At 68.1% G+C, this 18,843-nt stretch carries 15 protein-coding genes; 10 read left to right on the plus strand and 5 right to left on the minus strand.

The window, feature by feature from the left end:
• Positions 1-111 precede the first annotated feature (111 nt).
• Positions 112-555 carry a universal stress protein gene (locus AC5Y4H_RS17480; RefSeq protein WP_064883444.1) on the plus strand — a complete coding sequence of 148 codons (444 nt, stop codon included), beginning with the start codon at positions 112-114 and terminating at the stop codon, positions 553-555.
• 6 nt (positions 556-561) lie between these two features.
• Here the strand turns inward: AC5Y4H_RS17480 and AC5Y4H_RS17485 are convergent, their stop codons facing one another.
• Positions 562-1,239, minus strand: a complete 678-nt coding sequence (locus AC5Y4H_RS17485; RefSeq protein ID WP_499983515.1) for an MBL fold metallo-hydrolase — start codon at positions 1,237-1,239, stop codon at positions 562-564.
• Positions 1,240-1,402: 163 nt separating this feature from the next.
• Between AC5Y4H_RS17485 and uvrA the strand changes: the two genes are divergently transcribed.
• Positions 1,403-4,318, plus strand: coding sequence for an excinuclease ABC subunit UvrA (gene uvrA, locus AC5Y4H_RS17490; protein ID WP_499983517.1), 2,916 nt, complete (start codon positions 1,403-1,405; stop codon positions 4,316-4,318).
• Positions 4,319-4,325: 7 nt separating this feature from the next.
• On the opposite strand, the gene AC5Y4H_RS17495 is transcribed toward uvrA, so the two are convergent.
• The 3 genes from AC5Y4H_RS17495 to lysX form a co-directional block, all read right to left on the minus strand.
• Positions 4,326-4,574, minus strand: a complete 249-nt coding sequence (locus AC5Y4H_RS17495; RefSeq protein WP_499983518.1) for a hypothetical protein — start codon at positions 4,572-4,574, stop codon at positions 4,326-4,328.
• A 32-nt stretch (positions 4,575-4,606) separates the two neighbouring features.
• On the minus strand, positions 4,607-6,091 hold the full coding sequence (locus AC5Y4H_RS17500) for an alpha/beta hydrolase (RefSeq protein WP_499983520.1): 1,485 nt from the start codon (positions 6,089-6,091) through the stop codon (positions 4,607-4,609).
• Between the two features lie 77 nt (positions 6,092-6,168).
• Positions 6,169-9,501 carry a bifunctional lysylphosphatidylglycerol synthetase/lysine--tRNA ligase LysX gene (gene lysX, locus AC5Y4H_RS17505; protein ID WP_499983521.1) on the minus strand — a complete coding sequence of 1,111 codons (3,333 nt, stop codon included), beginning with the start codon at positions 9,499-9,501 and terminating at the stop codon, positions 6,169-6,171.
• Between the two features lie 454 nt (positions 9,502-9,955).
• Between lysX and infC the strand changes: the two genes are divergently transcribed.
• The 4 genes from infC (at position 9,956) to AC5Y4H_RS17525 (ending at position 12,102) form a co-directional block, all read left to right on the plus strand.
• Positions 9,956-10,561, plus strand: coding sequence for a translation initiation factor IF-3 (gene infC / locus AC5Y4H_RS17510; RefSeq protein WP_499983618.1), 606 nt, complete (start codon positions 9,956-9,958; stop codon positions 10,559-10,561).
• Positions 10,562-10,612: 51 nt separating this feature from the next.
• On the plus strand, positions 10,613-10,807 hold the full coding sequence (gene rpmI, locus AC5Y4H_RS17515) for a 50S ribosomal protein L35 (protein WP_499983523.1): 195 nt from the start codon (positions 10,613-10,615) through the stop codon (positions 10,805-10,807).
• Between the two features lie 79 nt (positions 10,808-10,886).
• Positions 10,887-11,282: a 50S ribosomal protein L20 gene (gene rplT, locus AC5Y4H_RS17520; protein WP_007776071.1), complete on the plus strand. Its 396-nt coding sequence runs from the start codon at positions 10,887-10,889 to the stop codon at positions 11,280-11,282.
• Positions 11,283-11,301: 19 nt separating this feature from the next.
• Positions 11,302-12,102, plus strand: coding sequence for a TrmH family RNA methyltransferase (locus tag AC5Y4H_RS17525; RefSeq protein ID WP_499983621.1), 801 nt, complete (start codon positions 11,302-11,304; stop codon positions 12,100-12,102).
• On the opposite strand, the gene AC5Y4H_RS17530 is transcribed toward AC5Y4H_RS17525, so the two are convergent.
• Positions 12,089-13,168, minus strand: coding sequence for an oxygenase MpaB family protein (locus tag AC5Y4H_RS17530; protein WP_499983525.1), 1,080 nt, complete (start codon positions 13,166-13,168; stop codon positions 12,089-12,091). The two genes, AC5Y4H_RS17525 and AC5Y4H_RS17530, sit on opposite strands and share 14 nt — an antisense overlap.
• Positions 13,169-13,379: 211 nt before the next feature.
• Between AC5Y4H_RS17530 and AC5Y4H_RS17535 the strand changes: the two genes are divergently transcribed.
• The 4 genes from AC5Y4H_RS17535 to pheT all read left to right on the plus strand — a co-directional run bounded on the left by AC5Y4H_RS17535 (position 13,380) and on the right by pheT (position 18,817).
• A complete protein-coding gene (locus AC5Y4H_RS17535) occupies positions 13,380-14,291 on the plus strand; it encodes an adenylate/guanylate cyclase domain-containing protein (protein WP_499983526.1) in 912 nt (303 codons plus the stop codon).
• A 9-nt stretch (positions 14,292-14,300) separates the two neighbouring features.
• Positions 14,301-15,119: a rhomboid-like protein gene (locus AC5Y4H_RS17540; RefSeq protein WP_499983528.1), complete on the plus strand. Its 819-nt coding sequence runs from the start codon at positions 14,301-14,303 to the stop codon at positions 15,117-15,119.
• Between the two features lie 147 nt (positions 15,120-15,266).
• On the plus strand, positions 15,267-16,310 hold the full coding sequence (gene pheS / locus AC5Y4H_RS17545; RefSeq protein WP_499983530.1) for a phenylalanine--tRNA ligase subunit alpha: 1,044 nt from the start codon (positions 15,267-15,269) through the stop codon (positions 16,308-16,310).
• Positions 16,310-18,817: a phenylalanine--tRNA ligase subunit beta gene (pheT, locus tag AC5Y4H_RS17550; protein WP_499983532.1), complete on the plus strand. Its 2,508-nt coding sequence runs from the start codon at positions 16,310-16,312 to the stop codon at positions 18,815-18,817. The genes pheS and pheT overlap by 1 nt, the downstream gene beginning before the upstream one ends.
• The last annotated feature ends 26 nt before the right edge of the window (positions 18,818-18,843 follow it).

Here is an 18,843-nt window from a genome sequence, read left to right on the forward strand (position 1 = left end):
CCGCAAATTGCGGACGCGCCACGCCGCGCTGTGTCGTTAATCTGTCTCCTCTGCATCGGGCAAACACGCTACTGTCTTGGGTTGGCTGACCAACCGAAACTGGGAGGGTAAATGGGCGCCTATCGGACTGTGGTGGTAGGAACCGATGGCTCGGATTCGTCGATGCGCGCGGTGGAGAAGGCGGCGCAGATCGCCGGAGCGGACGCCAAGTTGATCGTGGCGTCGGCATATCTGCCCCAACATGAGGACGCCCGGGCCGCCGACGTCCTGCGGGACGAAAGCTACAAGGTTTCGGGCACCGCGCCGATTTATGCGATTTTGCGCGACGCCAAGGACCGCGCCCACGCCGCCGGCGCGAAGAACATCGACGAGCGACCCATCGTCGGCGCTCCGGTGGACGCTCTGGTGCACCTCGCCGAGGAGGAGCAGGCCGACCTACTCGTGGTCGGCAACGTGGGCTTGAGCACGATCGCCGGTCGGCTGCTTGGATCGGTGCCGGCCAATGTCTCGCGTCGGGCGAAGACTGACGTGCTGATCGTGCACACGACGACGTAGCGCCGGCTACCAGCCCCGCTCGCGCCATTCGCTCAGGTGGGGGCGCTCGGCCCCCAGCACCGTGTCGTCGCCGTGACCGGGATAGATGACGGTGGAGTCGTCGTACACGTCGAACACGCGGGTGCTGACGTCGTCGATCAGCTGGGTGAAATCGCCCGGTTGCCATGTCTTGCCGACACCGCCGGGAAACAGGCAGTCGCCGGTGAACAACTGCGTGACCCCGCCGGTCGCCGGCCCGTCGAGGGCCAGCGCGATCGATCCCGGGGTGTGCCCGCGCAGGTGGATGACGTCGAACGTGAGCTCGCCGATCCGCACGGTGTCGCCGCCGGCCAGCAAACGGTCCGGTTTGACCGGCAGCGGTTCCGCGTCGATCTCGTTGGCGGCGGTGGGTGCGCCGGTGGCGCCCGCCACAGCCGCCAGTGCCTGCCAGTGGTCGAAGTGCTGGTGGCTGGTCACGATCAGCGACACCTTCGGCGCGTTCTGCCGGATCAGATTGATGAGCACGTCCGCGTCGTTGGCGGCGTCGATCAGCAGTGTTTCGCCCGTAGCGGAACAAGTGACCAGATAAGCGTTGTTGTCCATGGGGCCCACCGAGACCTTTAGGATCGTTGCGCCGGGTAGGGTCCGGCGAGCCGCGGTACCGGGGTCGACGTGTCCGGTGTAGTTGTCGTCCACTGCAGTCATGTGCGCTACTCCTCGATCCGCCCAGTCGCTGGCGGCCACGTTACTGGTCGCACGTTGCTTGTCGGTATGGGCACATAGCATGGAATGCGCCGTGCGCAATTCAGGTTCGGATTTCGCATTGCGGCTACGAGAAGTCGTCAGATAGTTCCTGAGAGGGGCAGCGTTGGCTGACCGTCTGATCGTCAAGGGCGCCCGCGAGCACAACCTGCGCGGCGTCGATCTCGACCTACCCCGCGACGCGCTGATCGTGTTCACCGGGCTGTCGGGTTCGGGCAAATCGTCGCTGGCCTTCGACACGATTTTCGCCGAGGGGCAGCGCCGCTATGTGGAGTCCCTCTCGGCCTACGCCCGCCAGTTCCTGGGGCAGATGGACAAGCCGGATGTCGACTTCATCGAGGGTCTGTCCCCGGCAGTGTCCATCGACCAGAAGTCCACCAACCGCAACCCACGCTCGACCGTGGGAACCATTACCGAGGTCTACGACTACCTGCGGCTGCTCTACGCGCGGGCGGGCACCCCGCACTGCCCGATCTGTGGCGAGCGGATCGCCCGGCAGACCCCGCAGCAAATCGTGGATCAGGTGCTGGCGATGCCGGAGGGCACCCGCTTCCTGGTGCTCGCCCCGGTGGTGCGTACCCGCAAGGGCGAGTTCGCCGACCTTTTCGAGAAGCTCAACGCGCAGGGCTACAGCCGGGTGCGGGTCGACGGCGTCGTGCACCCGTTGACCGATCCGCCGAAGCTGAAGAAACAGGAAAAGCATGACATCGAGGTGGTGGTGGATCGCCTGACCGTCAAGGCGTCGGCCAAGCAGCGGCTCACCGATTCGGTGGAGACCGCGCTGAACCTGGCCGACGGCATCGTGGTGCTCGAGTTCGTCGACCACGAACACGACGCACACAACCGGGAGCAGCGGTTCTCCGAGAAGCTGGCCTGCCCCAACGGTCACGCCCTGGCGGTCGACGACCTCGAACCGCGATCGTTCTCGTTCAACTCGCCCTACGGCGCCTGCCCCGAGTGCAGCGGCCTGGGCATCCGCAAGGAAGTGGACCCGGACCTGGTGGTGCCCGATCCCGAGCGCACCCTGGCCGAGGGCGCGGTCGCGCCGTGGTCCAACGGCCATACGGCCGAGTACTTCATCCGGATGATGGCCGGGCTCGGTGACGAGTTGGGTTTCGACGTCGACACCCCGTGGCGCAAACTGCCGGCCAAGGCCCGCAAGGCGATTCTCGAGGGCTCCGATCACCAGGTGCACGTGCGGTACCGCAACCGCTACGGCCGCACCCGGTCCTACTACGCCGATTTCGAAGGCGTGCTGGCGTTTTTGCAGCGCAAGATGGCGCAGACCGAGTCGGAGCAGATGAAGGAGCGCTACGAAGGCTTCATGCGTGACGTGCCCTGCCCGGAGTGCGACGGCACCCGGCTCAAGCCGGAGATTCTGGCCGTCACGCTGAGCGCGGGGGACCGGGGCGCGAAGTCCATCGCGGAGGTCTGCGAACTGTCGATCTCGGACTGCGCGGAGTTTTTGAACCGGCTCACCCTGGGGCATCGCGAGAAGGCGATCGCCGGACAGGTGCTCAAGGAAATCCAGTCGCGGCTGGGCTTTCTGCTCGACGTCGGGCTGGAGTATCTGTCGCTGTCGCGCGCGGCGGCCACGCTGTCCGGCGGTGAGGCGCAACGCATTCGGCTGGCCACCCAGATCGGGTCCGGTCTGGTCGGCGTGCTCTACGTGCTCGACGAGCCGTCCATCGGGCTGCATCAGCGCGACAACCGCCGGCTCATCGAAACCCTTACGCGGCTAAGGGGTTTGGGCAACACGCTGATCGTGGTCGAGCACGACGAGGACACCATCGCGCACGCCGACTGGATCGTCGACATCGGCCCGCGCGCCGGCGAGCACGGCGGTGAGATCGTGCACAGCGGCACCTACAGCGAGCTGCTGGCGAACGAGGATTCGATCACCGGCGCCTACCTGTCGGGCAAGGAACGCATCGAGATGCCGGCGAAGCGGCGCAAGATAGACCGCAAGCGTCAGCTGACCGTCGTCGGCGCCCGCGAGCACAACCTGCGCGGCATCGACGTCTCGTTCCCGCTCGGCGTGCTCACCTCGGTGACCGGTGTGTCCGGATCCGGCAAATCGACGCTCGTCAACGACATTCTGGCCGCTGTGCTGGCCAACCGGCTCAACGGCGCCCGGCAGGTCCCTGGCCGTCACACCCGGGTCACCGGGCTGGATCACCTGGACAAGCTGGTGCGGGTCGATCAGTCACCGATCGGTCGCACGCCGCGGTCCAACCCGGCCACCTACACCGGGGTGTTCGACAAGATCCGCACCCTGTTCGCCGCCACCACCGAAGCCAAAGTGCGTGGCTATCAACCGGGTCGGTTCTCCTTCAACGTCAAGGGTGGCCGCTGCGAAGCGTGCACCGGCGACGGCACCATCAAGATCGAGATGAACTTCCTGCCCGACGTGTACGTGCCGTGCGAGGTTTGTCATGGTGCTCGGTACAACCGGGAAACCCTGGAGGTGCATTACAAGGGCAAGACCATCTCCGAAGTGCTGGACATGTCCATCGAGGAAGCGGCGGACTTCTTCGAGCCGATCACCGGCATCCACCGCTATCTGCGCACCCTGGTCGATGTCGGGCTCGGATATGTGCGGCTCGGCCAGCCCGCACCCACCCTGTCCGGCGGCGAGGCGCAGCGCGTCAAACTGGCCGCGGAACTGCAGAAGCGCTCGACCGGACGCACCGTGTATATCCTCGACGAGCCCACCACCGGCCTGCACTTCGACGACATCCGCAAGCTGCTGAAGGTCATCAACGGCCTTGTCGACAAGGGGAATACGGTCATCGTCATCGAACACAACCTGGACGTCATCAAGACTTCGGACTGGATCGTGGACATGGGGCCCGAAGGCGGCGCCGAGGGCGGAACCGTTGTCGCGGAAGGCACTCCGGAGGACGTCGCGGCGGTCCCGGAGAGCTACACGGGCAAGTTCCTCGCCGAGGTGATCGCCCGTGTTCCCGCGTCTTCCGGTGCAGCGCAACGATCGAGCCGGCGTCGCAAAGTCACGGCCTGAGCCCGGATCAACGCTCCTCGGACCGCATCGACTCCCGGATCTGGGCCAGCCGCTCGGCCGCCGCGCGCTGGCGTTCCTCGTACTGTTCGTCGACCGATTGGCCCTCGGGTGATTCCGCGTCGAGTTCGGCGGCGCCTTGCGCGGTCGCGTAGCGGGCCTCGATCTGGTCGCGCACCGACTCGAAGGTCGGCACACCGGCGTCGTCGTATTCCGGGCCGGGCCCCGTGGAGCCCGAAGCGGACTCTTTGTCGCCCATGCCGTCACGGTACTGCGACGGATCACCCGGCACTATCGCCTGGCGGTGTTGGAGTGCTCGGCCGGGACGACCACCGGGGTGCCGGCGGCGGGCGCGGACGCGGCGGGCAGTGGCGTACGCGGAATCCCCGGAGTGCCCAGCTCCCCGGCGAGCCAGGGCAGCGAACTCGCGAACACGCGATCCGCGAATGGCCAGTCGTGCTTGCCGGGCTGCGGCACCACCGCGCAGTCGATTCCGTTGGAGCGGCCGAGGGCGCAGAGCGAATAGGCCGCCGCGGTCTGATTGCCCGGGTTGGCGGCCGCATCGCGTCCGGCGACCCGGATCGCGCCGCTGTCGCTCAGCTGGAGGTCGCGCCGAGGGGCCGGCGCCCCGTCGGACGAAATCGCGAACCAGCCGGCCACGTCGCGGTAGGGCCCGTGCCGGTTGATCACCGTGGTCGGATCGAAAGCCGCCCAGGCGTCGGCGTTTCCGCCGAACAGCCTGGCGATGGTTTGGGCCTTGTTGCCGGCGTTGGGGAAGAAATCACCGGCGACGTCGACGAACGCGCTGAACAGTTCGGGGTGCATGACGGTCAGATCCACCGCGCAGGTCCCGCCCATCGACCAGCCGGCGATGCCCCAGTGGGTCCGGCTCGGGCTGACACCGAAAGCCGAAACCATAAATGGCACAACATCTTTGGTTAGATGATCGGCCGCGTTGCCGCGGACCCCGTTAACGCATTCGGTGTCGTTGTTGAACGCGCCGCCGGAATCCACGAACACCAGCACCGGCGCCTTACCGTCGTGCGCGGCAGCGAAGTCGTCGATGGTCTTGACCGCGTTGCCCGCGCGCGTCCAGTCGGCCGGCGTGTTGAATTGCCCGCCGATCATCATCACGGTCGGCAGTGCCGGCGGCGGGGTGGTGGCGAACCACTCGGGCGGCAGGTAGACCAGCTCGCCCCGGTGTTTGAAGTGCGATCCGTCCGACGGGATCCCGACCGGCACCACGGTGCCGTGCGCGGGCCGGATTCGGCTGGCGGCCATGGCGGTCACCGTGGCCTGATCGGTCTGATCGGGCAGCGGACCCGACGTGAGCTGGCTCCACGCCGATTGCACGGTGGGAAAGTAGCCCACCCAGAGGTTGAGCATCAGCGACGTGCTGAGCAGGCACAGCGGTACGGCCAGCACCGAGGCGCCACGCCGCCAGCGGGGCGCGGTGCGCCAGCCCAGAACCAGCACCGCAGCGGCCATGCCCGCCAGCGTGATCCAGATCCACAGCGCCGCCGGGGCGGGGTCATCGGAGAGCCCGCGGTCGACGATGTACCAGTGCGTCAGGTAGGCCGCGACGCCCCCTGCCAGCGCGGCCGCCGGCATCCACACCGTGCGCCAGCGGCGCGACCGCCAGCCGACCGCCGCCGTGAGCACCACCGCGGCGAGCACCTGGATCGTCGTCGGCACCCAGCCGTGCATCAGCGAGGTGTGGCTACTTGCCAGGAACTGCGCGGGCGCGCTGTCCGTCGGGGCTGTCACGTGACTCATTGTGATCTATCGGTAACCTGCCCGGAACAAATTTGCCGAATGTTCGCTTTGGGCTTTGTGGACGGTCGAGGCCTCCGCTAATGCGGCTTGGCCAGCGGAAATGGCAACGTCTCTCGGATGCTGCGGCCGGTTATGAGCATGACGAGCCGATCGATGCCCATCCCCAGCCCGCCGGTCGGCGGCATCGCGTATTCCATCGCCTGCAGGAAGTCTTCGTCGAGCTCCATCGCCTCGGGATCGCCGCCGGCAGCTAACAGCGACTGCTCCTGCAGGCGGCGCCGCTGCTCGACGGGATCGGTGAGCTCGCTGTAGGCAGTGGCCAGCTCGACACCCCAGGCCACCAGGTCCCAACGCTCGGCGACGCCCGGTTCGGTGCGATGTGGCCGCGTCAGCGGGGACACCGATGTCGGGAAGTCGATGTAGAACGTCGGCTCCTCGGTCCGATCCTCGACCAGGTGCTCGTACAGTTCCAGCACCACCGCGCCGGCATCCCACTGCGCCCGATAGGGGACGTGCGCGGCATCGGAGAGCTTGCGCAGGGCGGACAGCGGCGTGGCCGAGTCGATCCGCTCGCCGAGCGCCTCGGACACGGCGTCATGCACGGTCTTCACCGCCCACGTCCCGGAGATGTCGACCGGCTCCAGCCGTCCGTCCTTCCCGTGCCGCATCACGATCTGCTCGCCGTGCGCGGCCTGGGCGGCGTTCTGGATGAGCTCGCGGCAGCCGTCGATCCACACCTTGTAGTCGGCGTGGGCCTGGTAGGCCTCCAGCAGGGTGAATTCCGGGTTGTGGCTGAAGTCGACACCCTCGTTGCGGAAGGCTCGGCCCAGCTCGAAGACTCGCTCCACGCCCCCGACGCACAGCCGCTTCAGGTAGAGCTCCGGCGCGATGCGCAGGAACAGGTCCAGGTCGTAGGTGTTGATGTGGGTGACGAAGGGCCGCGCGGTGGCTCCGCCGTGGATCTGCTGCAGGATCGGGGTCTCGACCTCGATGAAATCCTTGGCGAACAGCGTCTGCCTGACCGAACGCAACACCTCACTGCGCGCCTTGATCAACTCACGCGACTCGGGGTTGACCGCCAGGTCCACGTAGCGGGTCCGCACCCGTGCCTCGGGGTCGGTCAGCCCCTTCCACTTGTTCGGCAACGGCCGCAGGCACTTACCGATCATCCGCCAGTCGGCGACGATCAGCGAGCGGGTTCCCTTCTTGGAAAAGCCCATGTGCCCGGACACCTCGACCAAGTCACCCAGGTCGATGGCCGCGGTGAAGTCGGCGGTCCGTCCCCGCTGCAGCTGCGAATTGTCGAGCAGCACTTGCAATTCGCCCGACCAGTCACGCAGCTGGGCGAACAGCACCCCGCCGAAATCGCGGATCCGCAAGATCCTGCCCGAGACGGTGATCTCGTCGTGGTCGTCGGCGTCGAGCGCCTTTGCGACGGTGTGGCTGGGTGGAGCACCGACCGGATACGCGTCGATGCCGCCGCGCTGCAATATCTTCAGCTTGGCGAGCCGCACTCGAACCTGTTCGGGCAGACGGGATCTGGATTCCTCCTCGTCGGCGGACTCGCGACGCTCCCTAAGCCCGCTGACGTCCGGGGCGCTCCCGTCGTGATGCAGGAGTCCGGATTGCGCCAACCGCGGCGGGACGGCGGGGTAATGACCGGTGTGCGTCTTGCGACGACCGAACGGCAACACCAGGAATCCCTCGGCGAGGGCCGAAGCAACGCCGACCCGCGGAATCAGGCGGGCGTCCTCGTAACAGGCGTAGCGCGGCACCCACTCCGGTTGATACTTCATGTTCGAGCGGTACAGGGTCTCGAGCTGCCACCACCGCGAGAAGAACAGCAACAGGCCCCGCCACAACCGCGCGACCGGGCCGGCGCCGAGCTGGGCGCCCTGCTCGAACGCCGAGCGGAACATCGCAAAATTCAGGGAAATGCGCGTGATGCCAAGGGCTTCGGCGTTGAGCGCCAGGTCGCTGACCATCAGCTCGATGGTGCCGTTGGGGGACTGCGGCGAACGGCGCATCAAATCCAGGGAAACGCCGGTGGTGCCCCAGGGAACCAGCGACAGCATCGCCACGACGTTGGCGTCGCGGTCCAGCGCCTCGACCAGGAGGCAGTCCCCGTCGGCCGGGTCACCGAGTCGGCCCAGGGCCATGGAGAAGCCCCGCTCGGTCTGGGTGTCCCGCCAGGCGTCGGCCCGCGAGATGGTGTCGGCCATCGCGTCGGCGGTGATGTCGCGATGTCGCCGGATCCGCACGGTCAACCCCGCCCGACGGGCCCGGGTCACGGCCTGACGGACCCCGCGCATGTCGGGGCCGGACAGCTTGAAATCGGAAGTCCGCAGGATGGCTTCGTCGCCGAGCTCGAGCGCGTTCAGACCGGCTTCGCGATACGCCCGGGCCCCCTGGGTGCTGGCGCCCATCACACCGGGCGCCCAGCCGTACGTCTGGCACAGCCCCAACCAGGCGTCGACGGCCTGCGGCCAGGCCCTGGGATCACCGATCGGGTCGCCGCTGGCCAGGCAGACGCCGATCTCGACCCGGTAGGTGATGGCGGCGCGCCCGCTCTGGGCGAAGACCACCGACTTGTCGCGACGGGTGGCGAAGTAGCCAAGCGAGTCGTTCTTGCCGTACAGCTCGAGCAGGCCGCGGATCGCCGATTCGTCCTCTCCGGTCAGCGCGTTCTCCGCGCGCTGGGATTGGAAGAGCACGATTGTGGCCGCGATCAGCGCCAGCGCGCCGAACAGTCCGAAGATCGCGTTGAGGAACACGTGGGGCCGTCCGGTGAACAGATCCGGATCCGCCAGCGCGAACCCCACCACCCGGTTGGCCACATATGGCAGGCGGTCCTGGCGGGCGAGGGTCCCCGGGAACAACTCGACGAGACCCCAGGACAGCAAGATCCCCAGGACGTCGCCTGCGACCAGCACCGCGGCCGCCTTGACCAGCGCGCCCTTGCGGACCTTGGCCCAGAACTCCCGGTAGGCCAGCACCAGCAGGACGATCGCCACGATGTGTACGGCGAACCCGAGGTTCTCGCCGAAGATCTCGGCGGGGGTGTTGTCGCCCGCCGCGATGTCGGCGGCGTTCAGCGCCGCGGCCAGAATCATGTTGGCCAGCAACAGCAGCCAGGCGATGCGCTTGCGCGCGGTCAGGGCGGCGGCCAGCAGGGCCAGGATGAACGACCACGCGATGCTGGTGTCCGGGAAGTTGAACAGATAGTCGTTGATGAACTCGCGCGGAACTTTGATCAGGTACCTGATCAGCGGGGACACGCTCCCGAGCAGCGACACGGTGGCGATGACGCCCACAGTCCACCCGGCCGCCGCCGGCACCCAGCGATACCGCGAATTCGACCGACCGCCGGGTCCCACACGCGGTCCCGACCGAGGAGATGCGAGAGTCACAGACCGCGAGGATATGCGCTCAATCCGTGAAAAGCTTGTCTAAAGGCTAAGTGTGGCGGGCACTAGTTCGACACGTTGTAGGGCCCGGTTACGGCCCGTTCCGGCCCGGCCGTCCGGCCGAAGTGCTAAAAGCCACCTCAAGGCTGCTAAACTGGCCCCTGCGACCATCCCGGCGAATGCCAGGAACAGTTAAGTGGAGTCCCACTCCCACCGCGAGCCGACGAAATCCCTGTGCGGATCCTCCAAGGTTCGGCGGTCCGGTCACAGGCATCGCGGATGCCTGTTCCGCGGGCGACGCGGGCGGCTCGAGTAGTTCCAGCCGTGATCGGTCGGCATTGGGCCCTGCTTGTGCAGGGCTTTTTTGCTAGTGGTGTGGTGTCTCCGCCGCTGACTCCCGGACCGACCCAGGCGGTCGTCACCGCTAGACATATAGAAGCCCAACAAGGGAGGCCCCATCAGCACTGAGACCCGCGTCAACGAGCGCATTCGCGTACCTGAAGTCCGATTGATCGGCCCAGGGGGAGAGCAGGTAGGCATAGTGCGCATCGAAGACGCACTGCGCGTCGCTGCGGACGCCGATCTCGATCTCGTCGAAGTTGCCCCTAACGCCAGGCCGCCGGTCTGCAAGATCATGGATTACGGCAAGTTCAAATACGAGGCGGCGCAGAAGGCGCGCGAATCCCGCCGGAACCAGCAGCAGACCGTCGTCAAAGAACAAAAGCTGCGACCGAAAATCGACGATCACGACTACGAGACCAAGAAGGGTCACGTCATCCGCTTCCTGGAAGCAGGGTCGAAGGTGAAGGTCACCATCATGTTCCGCGGACGTGAGCAGTCGCGGCCCGAGCTGGGCTATCGGTTGCTCCAGCGCCTGGGCGCGGACGTGGCCGAATACGGCTTCGTCGAAACGTCCGCCAAACAGGACGGCCGCAACATGACGATGGTGCTGGCACCGCATCGCGGCGCGAAGACTCGCGCCAAGGCGCGGCATCCGGAAGGACCCGGGGCCGGCACGGCATCGGACGATGCGGCCGCCGAAGCCGAACCTTCGTCGAACTGACCCACGCGAGACTCCTTCAGAGCTCCAGCACTCGAATAGAACAGAGGAAACATGCCCAAAGCCAAGACCCACAGCGGGGCGTCAAAGCGGTTCCGGCGTACCGGAACCGGCAAGATCGTGCGCCAGCAGGCCAACCGTCGGCACCTGCTCGAGCACAAGCCGACCAAGCGGACCCGCCGCCTCGACGGCCGAACGACGGTGTCGGCCAACGACACCAAGCGCATTAACAGCCTGCTGAACGGCTGATCACCACGCCGGCCAGACCCGCATCGCGAGCTGGCACGGTCCCCGACCAACCAATTGTGAACGAGAGTAGGAACATCCAATGGCACGCGTGAAGCGGGCGGTCAACGCCCACAAGAAGAGGCGCAGCATCCTGAAGGCCTCGAAGGGCTATCGCGGCCAGCGATCCCGGCTCTACCGTAAGGCCAAAGAGCAGCAGCTTCATTCATTGAACTACGCCTACCGCGACCGTCGTGCGCGCAAGGGCGAGTTCCGCAAGCTGTGGATCTCCCGGATCAACGCGGCGGCACGCGCCAACGACATCACCTACAACCGGCTGATCCAGGGCCTCAAGGCCGCCGGTGTGGAAGTGGACCGTAAGAACCTGTCCGACATCGCGATCGCCGACCCGGCCGCCTTCACGGCGCTGGTCGACATCGCGCGTGCCGCACTGCCCGAGGATGTCAACGCTCCCTCCGATTCGGGAGAAGCGGCCTAACTCCGCGCGGACCGGCCAGGTGCTGACCGAACGTTCGGCCAGGGTCGCCGCGGCGGTCAAGTTGCACCGCCACGTCGGTCGCCGGCGGGCGGGCCGATTCCTCGCCGAGGGCCCCAACCTCGTGGAGGCCGCCGCCCGCCGTGGGCTGGTTCGCGACGTCTTCGTCACCGAAGCCGCCCAGCAACGTCACGCGTCGCTGCTGGCGACTTTGGATTCCGCGCGATGTCCCGTACACCTGGTCACCGAGCGCGCGGCGAAGGCGCTGTCCGACACCATTACCCCGGCGGGGCTGGTCGCGGTATGCGAAATGCCGGCGACCCGCCTTCAGGACGCGCTGGCCGGCTCGCCTCGGCTGGTCGTGGTCGCCGTCGAACTCAGCGAGCCGGGCAACGCGGGCACCCTCATTCGCCTCGCCGACGCGATGGGCGCGGCCGGTGTGATCCTCGGTGGCCACAGCGTCGACCCGTACAACGGCAAGTGTCTGCGCGCGTCGGCCGGCAGCATCTTCTCGCTGCCGGTCGCCGTCGCGCCCGACACGCTCGCGGCCCTCGGCGGGTTGCGGGCCGCGGGCCTGCAGTTGCTCGCCACCACCGTGGACGGTGAGACGCGGCTCGACGAGGCCACCGAACTGCTCGGCGCACCGACGGCGTGGCTGTTCGGCCCCGAATCACACGGTCTGCCAACCGAAATCGCGGCGGCGGCCGACCACCGGATGCGCATCCCCATGGCGGGCGGCGCGGAGAGCCTGAATGTGGCGTCGGCCGCGGCCATCTGTCTGTACCAGAGCGCGCGGGCGCTCGGCCTGGCTACGCGGCCTTAGCCGGCCGTTTCGGCCGGCCCCGCCCCGCGCGCAGGCCGGCCAGCGACAGCGTCGTATGCACCAGCGATCCGGCGCGTTCCATCAGAGCCCGGGCGGGCTGCAGCGCGGGGTCGAGTGGCGACTTGGGTGGCGGGGGGAAGTAATGCATCGGCAGCCCGCGGCGGTCGCGCGGCGGCGCCATGAACGTCGGCGCCTCGACCAGCGGAGCGTCGCTGGCCAGCCGTCCCTCGGCCCGGCGATAGGCGGCCAGCGCGCGCGGGTGGAGCCGGATCTCGTCGGGTACCGCCAGGAAAGCCAGCTCGACCACCTTGCCGAACAGGCGCAGCAACACCTCGTCGCCCGGAGTCCAACGCATGCCGGCCTTCTCGCGCACCGCGGGTTCGAAGAGGCCGGCCGCGATCCAGCGCTGGCCGGCGACCATCGGCTTGAAGAGCTGGTCCCAGATCGGCGTGGGGATCAGAACGAACTTCGGCTTCGGGATGCGTATCTCGAAGATGTCCAGCGTCGCCCGGTTGATCTCCAGCTCCTCGCGGCAGACCCGATCCCAGTAATCCTGGAATTCCTCCCACGATTCGGGCACGGGCCGCATGCTCATCCCGTACATCCGGTACCACTGCACGTGCTCGGCGAACAGCTGCCGCTTCTCGGCCTCGGTCAGGCCGCCGCAGAAGTACTCGGCCACCTTGACGATCAGCATGAAAAACGTGGCGTGCGCCCAGTAGAAGGTCTCCGGGTTCAGCGCGTGATAGCGCCGCCCGGCGGCGTCGGTCCCCTTGATGGTGTGGTGGTAGTTGGTGATCTGCCGGCCGGTCTGCGATGCCCGGTCGCCGTCATAGACCACGCCCATGATCGGGTAGACCGACCGCGCCACGCGCTGCAGCGGCTCCCGCAGCAGGATCGAATGCTCCTCGACGGCCGCGCCGAGTTCGGGGTACATGTTCTGGATCGCCCCGATCCAGACCCCCATCATTCCGGTGCGCAGATCGCCAAAATACTTCCAGGTCAGGGAATCTGGGCCGAGCGGATCAGCGGGTTCCGACCCGGAAGCGTTCACAGTGCCAGTCATCGCGGCCTCCTGCTCCAATTGCGCTCACGATAACTTTGACAACGGGCGTTGTCTACGATTTCGGCGATGTGTTCGCCCGGGTGTTATCGAGCTTCGACATCGGTGTGGCGCCACCGTGATCAGGCGGTTTGATGCGAGATGCGACACATACGCCCGACGTGGGCGGGAACAGTCGTTGCCTGCCTGGAAAGAAACCAAATAATCTGGCCAGGTGGAACTCGCGCGTCGCGATCTGGACCCGGGCGAGCCCGATGCGACTCAGGCGCAATCCGCTCCGCAACGCTCCCCGGTACACAGCGCGACTCAATGGCTGCACAGCCGCAACCGCAGCCCAGGTGCGGTCGCGTTCATCCGGCGCGCCCGCCGGCTGCTGCCCGGCGATCCCGAGTTCGGTGATCCGCTGTCCACGGCGGGCGAGGGCGGTCCGCGCGCCGCGGCCCGCGCGGCCGACCGGCTGCTGGGGGACGGCGACGCGGTGTCCCGCGAGGTCGGCCTCGGTGTGCTGCAGCTGTGGCAGGCGCTGACCGAGGGGGTGTCGCGCCGTCCGGCGAATCCGGAGGTGACGCTGGTCTTCACCGACCTGGTCGGTTTCTCCACCTGGTCCCTGCAGGCCGGCGACGAGGCGGCGCTGGCGCTGCTGCGGCAGGTGGCGCGTGCCGTCGAGCCACCCCTGCTCGACGCGGGTGGACACATCGTCAAACGAATGGGCGACGGCCTCATGGCGGTGTTCGGGGATCCGACGGTCGCCGTCCGGGCCGTGCTGGGCGCCAAGAAGGCCCTGAAATCGGTCGAGGTGGCCGGTCACCATCCCCGGATGCGGGTCGGGATCCACACCGGGCGACCGCAGCGGCTGGCCGACGACTGGCTTGGTGTCGATGTGAACATCGCCGCACGAGTTATGGAAAGAGCCACCAAGGGTGGAATCATGGTGTCGAGTTCAACGTTGGATCTCATACCGCAAAGCGAGTTGGACGCGTTGGGCGTCGAGGCCAAACGCACGAGGAAGCCGGTCTTCGCTCCGAAGCCCGCCGGCGTCCCCGACGATTTGGCGATATATCGCCTCAAGACTCTTAAGGAGTTGTCAGGCTCTGATGACACAGACGAAGCAGAACCGCCGTCATAATGGGTGCCAATGTTAGGGGGCATCTTGTCCCGGCTCGCCCGGGTCCAATTCACACTCGGGTACGCGGCGCTGTTGCTTGCCATCAGTTGCGCCATCCTGGTTCTCGGCCCGCACGCGCATGACGTCATCGTTGCGCGCGCCAGCACCAACGTGCACAACCTGGCCCACGGCCACCTGGGCACGCTGCTGGGCAGTGCGCTGGTGGTCGACGCCGGCCCGCTCTACTTCTGGCTGCCCTTCCTGACCTGCCTGCTGGCGCTGGCCGAGCTCCACCTGCGCACCATTCGGCTGGTGGTGGCGTTCCTCGTCGGCCACATCGGTGCGACGCTGCTGGTCGCCGCCGCGCTGGCCGCCTCGGTCGAGTTCGGCTGGTTGCCCATGTCGATCACCCGGGCCAGCGACGTCGGAATGAGCTATGGCGCCCTGGCCGTGCTGGGTGCGATGACGGCCGTGATTCCCTCCCGCTGGCGGGCCGCCTGGGTCGGCTGGTGGGTATCGGCGGGCATCGTTTCGGCGATCGTCGGTGGTGACTTCACCGATGCCGGTCACACCGTCGCCGTGATCCTCGGCGTGCTGGTCTCCGCCCGGTTCCGTCAGCCGATCCACTGGACGCCGGCGCGTTACCTGATGCTGGCGGCGTCGTCGGGCTTCGGCTTCCTGATGCTGGCGCACCACTGGGGGGCCCTGGCGGCGACGCCGGTGTTCGCCCTCGTCGGCGCCCTCGTCGCCCACCAGGTGGTGAAGTTGGCCCGCGGTCGACGCCTCGCGGCCATGCCGCTCGACGTTGACGAGACGCTGGCCGGTCCGCAGCCGGCCGTCGCCGGCTAAGCCAGTCGCAGGCCGCCGCCACGCCCGGGCGTCCGCAGGCCGCTCAACTGCCAAGCGCCCGCCGGGCGCCACGCGTCGAATCACTATGATCAGCACTTGCTGCGGGGCAACTCGCAGCCAGCCTTCAAGCGAGGAGAGTGTCGCCGCGTGCGTGATCAACCCGTCGACCTGTCGCCGCAAGCCCTGGCCCAAGCGGTCGGCGCGGCCCGGGAGGCGTTCGCGCGCGCGGGCGATCTCGACACGCTGGCGCGCGTCAAAACCGAGCACCTCGGTGACCGCTCGCCGCTGGCGCTCGCGCGCCAGGCGCTGGGCGGCATCTCGAAGGAGGAGCGTGCCGACGCCGGCAAGCGGGTCAACGCCGCCCGAACCGACGCCCAGCAAAGTTACGACGAGCGACTCGCGGTCCTGCGCGCCGAACGCGACGCCGCGGTGCTGGTCGCCGAGGGCATCGACGTCACGCTGCCCTCGACGCGGCAGCCCACCGGCGCCCGGCACCCGATCACGATCCTGGCCGAGCACATCGCCGACACCTTCATCGCCATGGGCTGGGAGCTGGCGGAGGGCCCCGAGGTCGAGACCGAGCAGTTCAACTTCGACGCGCTCAACTTCCCCGCCGACCATCCCGCCCGCAGCGAACAGGACACCTTCTACATCGCGCCCGACGATTCCCGGCAACTGCTGCGCACCCACACCTCGCCGGTGCAGGTGCGCACCCTGCTCGCGCGCGAGCTACCCGTCTACATCGTCTCGATCGGTCGTACGTTTCGCACGGACGAACTCGACGCCACCCACACGCCGGTCTTCCACCAGGTCGAGGGCTTGGCGGTGGACCGCGGCCTGACCATGGCCCACCTGCGGGGAACGCTCGATGCGTTCGCGCGCGCCGAGTTCGGTCCGGAGGCCCGCACCCGGATCCGTCCGCACTTCTTCCCGTTCACCGAGCCGTCCGCCGAGGTCGACGTCTGGTTCGTCGGCAAGAAGGGCGGTGCCGGCTGGGTGGAGTGGGGCGGCTGCGGGATGGTGCATCCGAACGTGTTGCGCGCCGCGGGGATTGACCCGGACGTCTACTCCGGCTTCGCGTTCGGCATGGGGCTGGAACGGACGCTGCAGTTCCGCAACGGGATTCCGGACATGCGCGACATGGTCGAGGGCGACGTCCGCTTCTCCCTGCCGTTCGGGGTCGGTGCCTGATGCGCGTTCCCTACAGCTGGCTGCGCGAGATCGTGGCCGTCGGCGCGCCCGATTGGGACGTCGCCCCCGAGGAGCTCGAGCAGACGCTGGTGCGCATCGGCCACGAGGTCGAAGAGGTCGTCACACTCGGGCCGGTCGATGGCCCGCTGACCGTGGGCCGGGTCACCGCCATCGAGGAGCTCACCGGTTTCAAAAAGCCGATCCGGTTCTGCCACGTCGATGTCGGCGAGGCCAAAGATCGCGAAATCGTATGCGGTGCAACTAACTTCGTTGTGGGTGACCTCATCGTTGCCGCGCTGCCCGGCACCACCTTGCCCGGCGACTTCACGATCGCGGCCCGCAAAACCTACGGCCGCAATTCCGACGGAATGATCTGCTCGGCAGCAGAACTCGGCATGGGCGCCGACCAATCCGGGATCTTGGTGCTGCCCCCGGGCACGGCGGACCCGGGAGCCGACGGCGCGGCGGTGCTGGGACTCGACGACGTGATCTTCCACCTGGCGATCACGCCCGACCGCGGCTACTGCATGTCGCTGCGCGGCCTGGCCCGCGAGATCGCCTGCGCCTACGACGTTGACTATGTCGATCCCGCCAGCAGCCAGGTGGTCAAGCCGCTGCCGGTCAACGGCGAGGCGTGGCCGCTGACCGTGCAGCCCGACACCGGCGTGCGGCGATTCGCGCTGCGCCCGGTCATCGGCATCGACCCGGCGGCGGTGTCGCCGTGGTGGCTGCAGCGCCGGCTGCTGTTGTCCGGCATTCGCGCGACCTCCCCGGCAGTCGACGCCACCAACTACGTGATGCTCGAGCTCGGCCACCCCATGCACGCCCACGACCGCAAACGGATCACCGGTAGCTTCGGCGTCCGGTTCGCCCGGCCCGGCGAGACCGTGGTGACCCTCGACGACATCGAGCGCAAACTCGAGCCGGTTGACGTCCTCATCGTCGACGACACCGCGACCACCGCGATCGGCGGCGTGATGGGTGCGGCGAGCACGGAGGTGCGCGCCGACTCGACCGACGTGCTGCTGGAGGCCGCGGTGTGGGATCCCGCCGCCGTCTCGCGCACCCAGCGCAGGCTGCATCTGCCCAGCGAAGCGGCCCGACGCTACGAGCGGGGAGTGGATCCGGCAATCTCGGTGGTCGCGTTGGATCGGTGCGCCACGCTGCTCGCCGACATCGCCGGCGGGGTGGTCTCCGACGGCCTGACCGACTGGCGCGGTGACCCGCCGGTCGGCAACTCGGTCGCCGATTGGGCTGGGTCGCCCATCGAGATCGCCGTCGACCTGCCGGATCGCGTCGCCGGGGTGGGCTACGCCCCGGGCACGACCGCCAGGCGGCTCACCCAGATCGGCGCCGACGTGGCCGAGCGGGGCGACACGCTGACGGTGACCCCACCGAGCTGGCGGCCCGACCTCGTCCAGCCCGCCGACCTCGTCGAGGAGGTGCTGCGGCTCGAGGGACTGGAAGTCATCCCGTCGGTGTTGCCGTCGGCGCCGGCCGGCCGGGGCCTCTCGGCCGTGCAGAAGCGCCGCCGCGCCATCGGCAAGTCCCTGGCCCTGTCCGGTTACGTCGAGGTCCTGCCGACGCCGTTTTTGCCCGCGGGCGTCTTCGACCTGTGGGGCCTGCCGGCCGACGACCCGCGGCGTTCCACCACCGAGGTGCTCAACCCGCTGGAGGCCGACCGTCCGCACCTGGCCACCACGCTCCTGCCCGCACTGCTGGAAGCCTTGGTGCGCAACGTCTCTCGCGGCCTGGTCGACATTTCGCTGTATGCCCTGGCGCAAGTGGTCCAGCCGACGACGGACACGCGCGCGGTCGACCTCATTCCCGTCGACCGCCGGCCCACCGACGCCGAGATCGCGGTGCTGGACGAGTCGCTGCCGCGGCAACCACAGCACGTGGCGGCGGTGCTGACCGGCCTGCGCGAGAACCGCGGGCCCTGGGGCCCCGGCCGCCGGGCCGAGGCCGCCGACGCTTTCGAGGCGGTGCGCATCATCGCCCGTGCCAGCGGGATCGACGTGCGGTTCCGCGCGGCGCAGCAGCTGCCGTGGCATCCGGGACGGTGCGCCGAAGTGCTCGTCGGGGACATTCCGGTGGGCTATGCGGGCCAGCTGCACCCCGCGGTGATCGAGCGCTCCGGGCTGCCCAGGGGCACCTGCGCCCTCGAGCTGAACCTGGACGCGATGCCCATCCCGCTGACGCTGCCCGCGCCCCGGGTGTCGCCTTTCCCGGCCGTGTTCCAGGACGTCAGCCTGGTGGTGCCCGCGCACGTCCCGGCTCAGGCGGTGGCCGACGCGGTACGCGAGGGCGCGGGGGAGCTGCTCGAAGACCTGCAGTTGTTCGACGTGTTCACCGGCCCGCAGATTGGCGAGGACCGCAAATCGCTGACCTTCGCGCTGCGGTTCCGCGCACCCGACCGCACGCTGACCGAGGACGACGCCACCGCGGCTCGCGACGCGGCCGTCCGCCGCGCCGCCGAGGCGGTCGGCGCGGAGTTGCGCGCCTAGTGGAATGGATTTGCAAACCACTGCAT

The sequence above is a fragment of the Mycobacterium sp. NGS58 genome (assembly GCF_059812385.1).

Bases quoted from the DNA above. Each gene is read 5' to 3' on its own strand.
- AC5Y4H_RS17530 (WP_499983525.1), bottom strand. From the start codon at position 13,168: ATGACTGGCACTGTGAACGCTTCCGGGTCGGAACCCGCTGATCCGCTC.
- rpmI (WP_499983523.1), top strand. From the start codon at position 10,613: ATGCCCAAAGCCAAGACCCACAGCGGGGCGTCAAAGCGGTTCCGGCGT.
- AC5Y4H_RS17540 (WP_499983528.1), top strand. From the start codon at position 14,301: ATGTTAGGGGGCATCTTGTCCCGGCTCGCCCGGGTCCAATTCACACTC.
- AC5Y4H_RS17495 (WP_499983518.1), bottom strand. From the start codon at position 4,574: ATGGGCGACAAAGAGTCCGCTTCGGGCTCCACGGGGCCCGGCCCGGAA.
- rplT (WP_007776071.1), top strand. From the start codon at position 10,887: ATGGCACGCGTGAAGCGGGCGGTCAACGCCCACAAGAAGAGGCGCAGC.
- AC5Y4H_RS17485 (WP_499983515.1), bottom strand. From the start codon at position 1,239: ATGACTGCAGTGGACGACAACTACACCGGACACGTCGACCCCGGTACC.
- AC5Y4H_RS17500 (WP_499983520.1), bottom strand. From the start codon at position 6,091: ATGAGTCACGTGACAGCCCCGACGGACAGCGCGCCCGCGCAGTTCCTG.
- AC5Y4H_RS17480 (WP_064883444.1), top strand. From the start codon at position 112: ATGGGCGCCTATCGGACTGTGGTGGTAGGAACCGATGGCTCGGATTCG.
- pheT (WP_499983532.1), top strand. From the start codon at position 16,310: ATGCGCGTTCCCTACAGCTGGCTGCGCGAGATCGTGGCCGTCGGCGCG.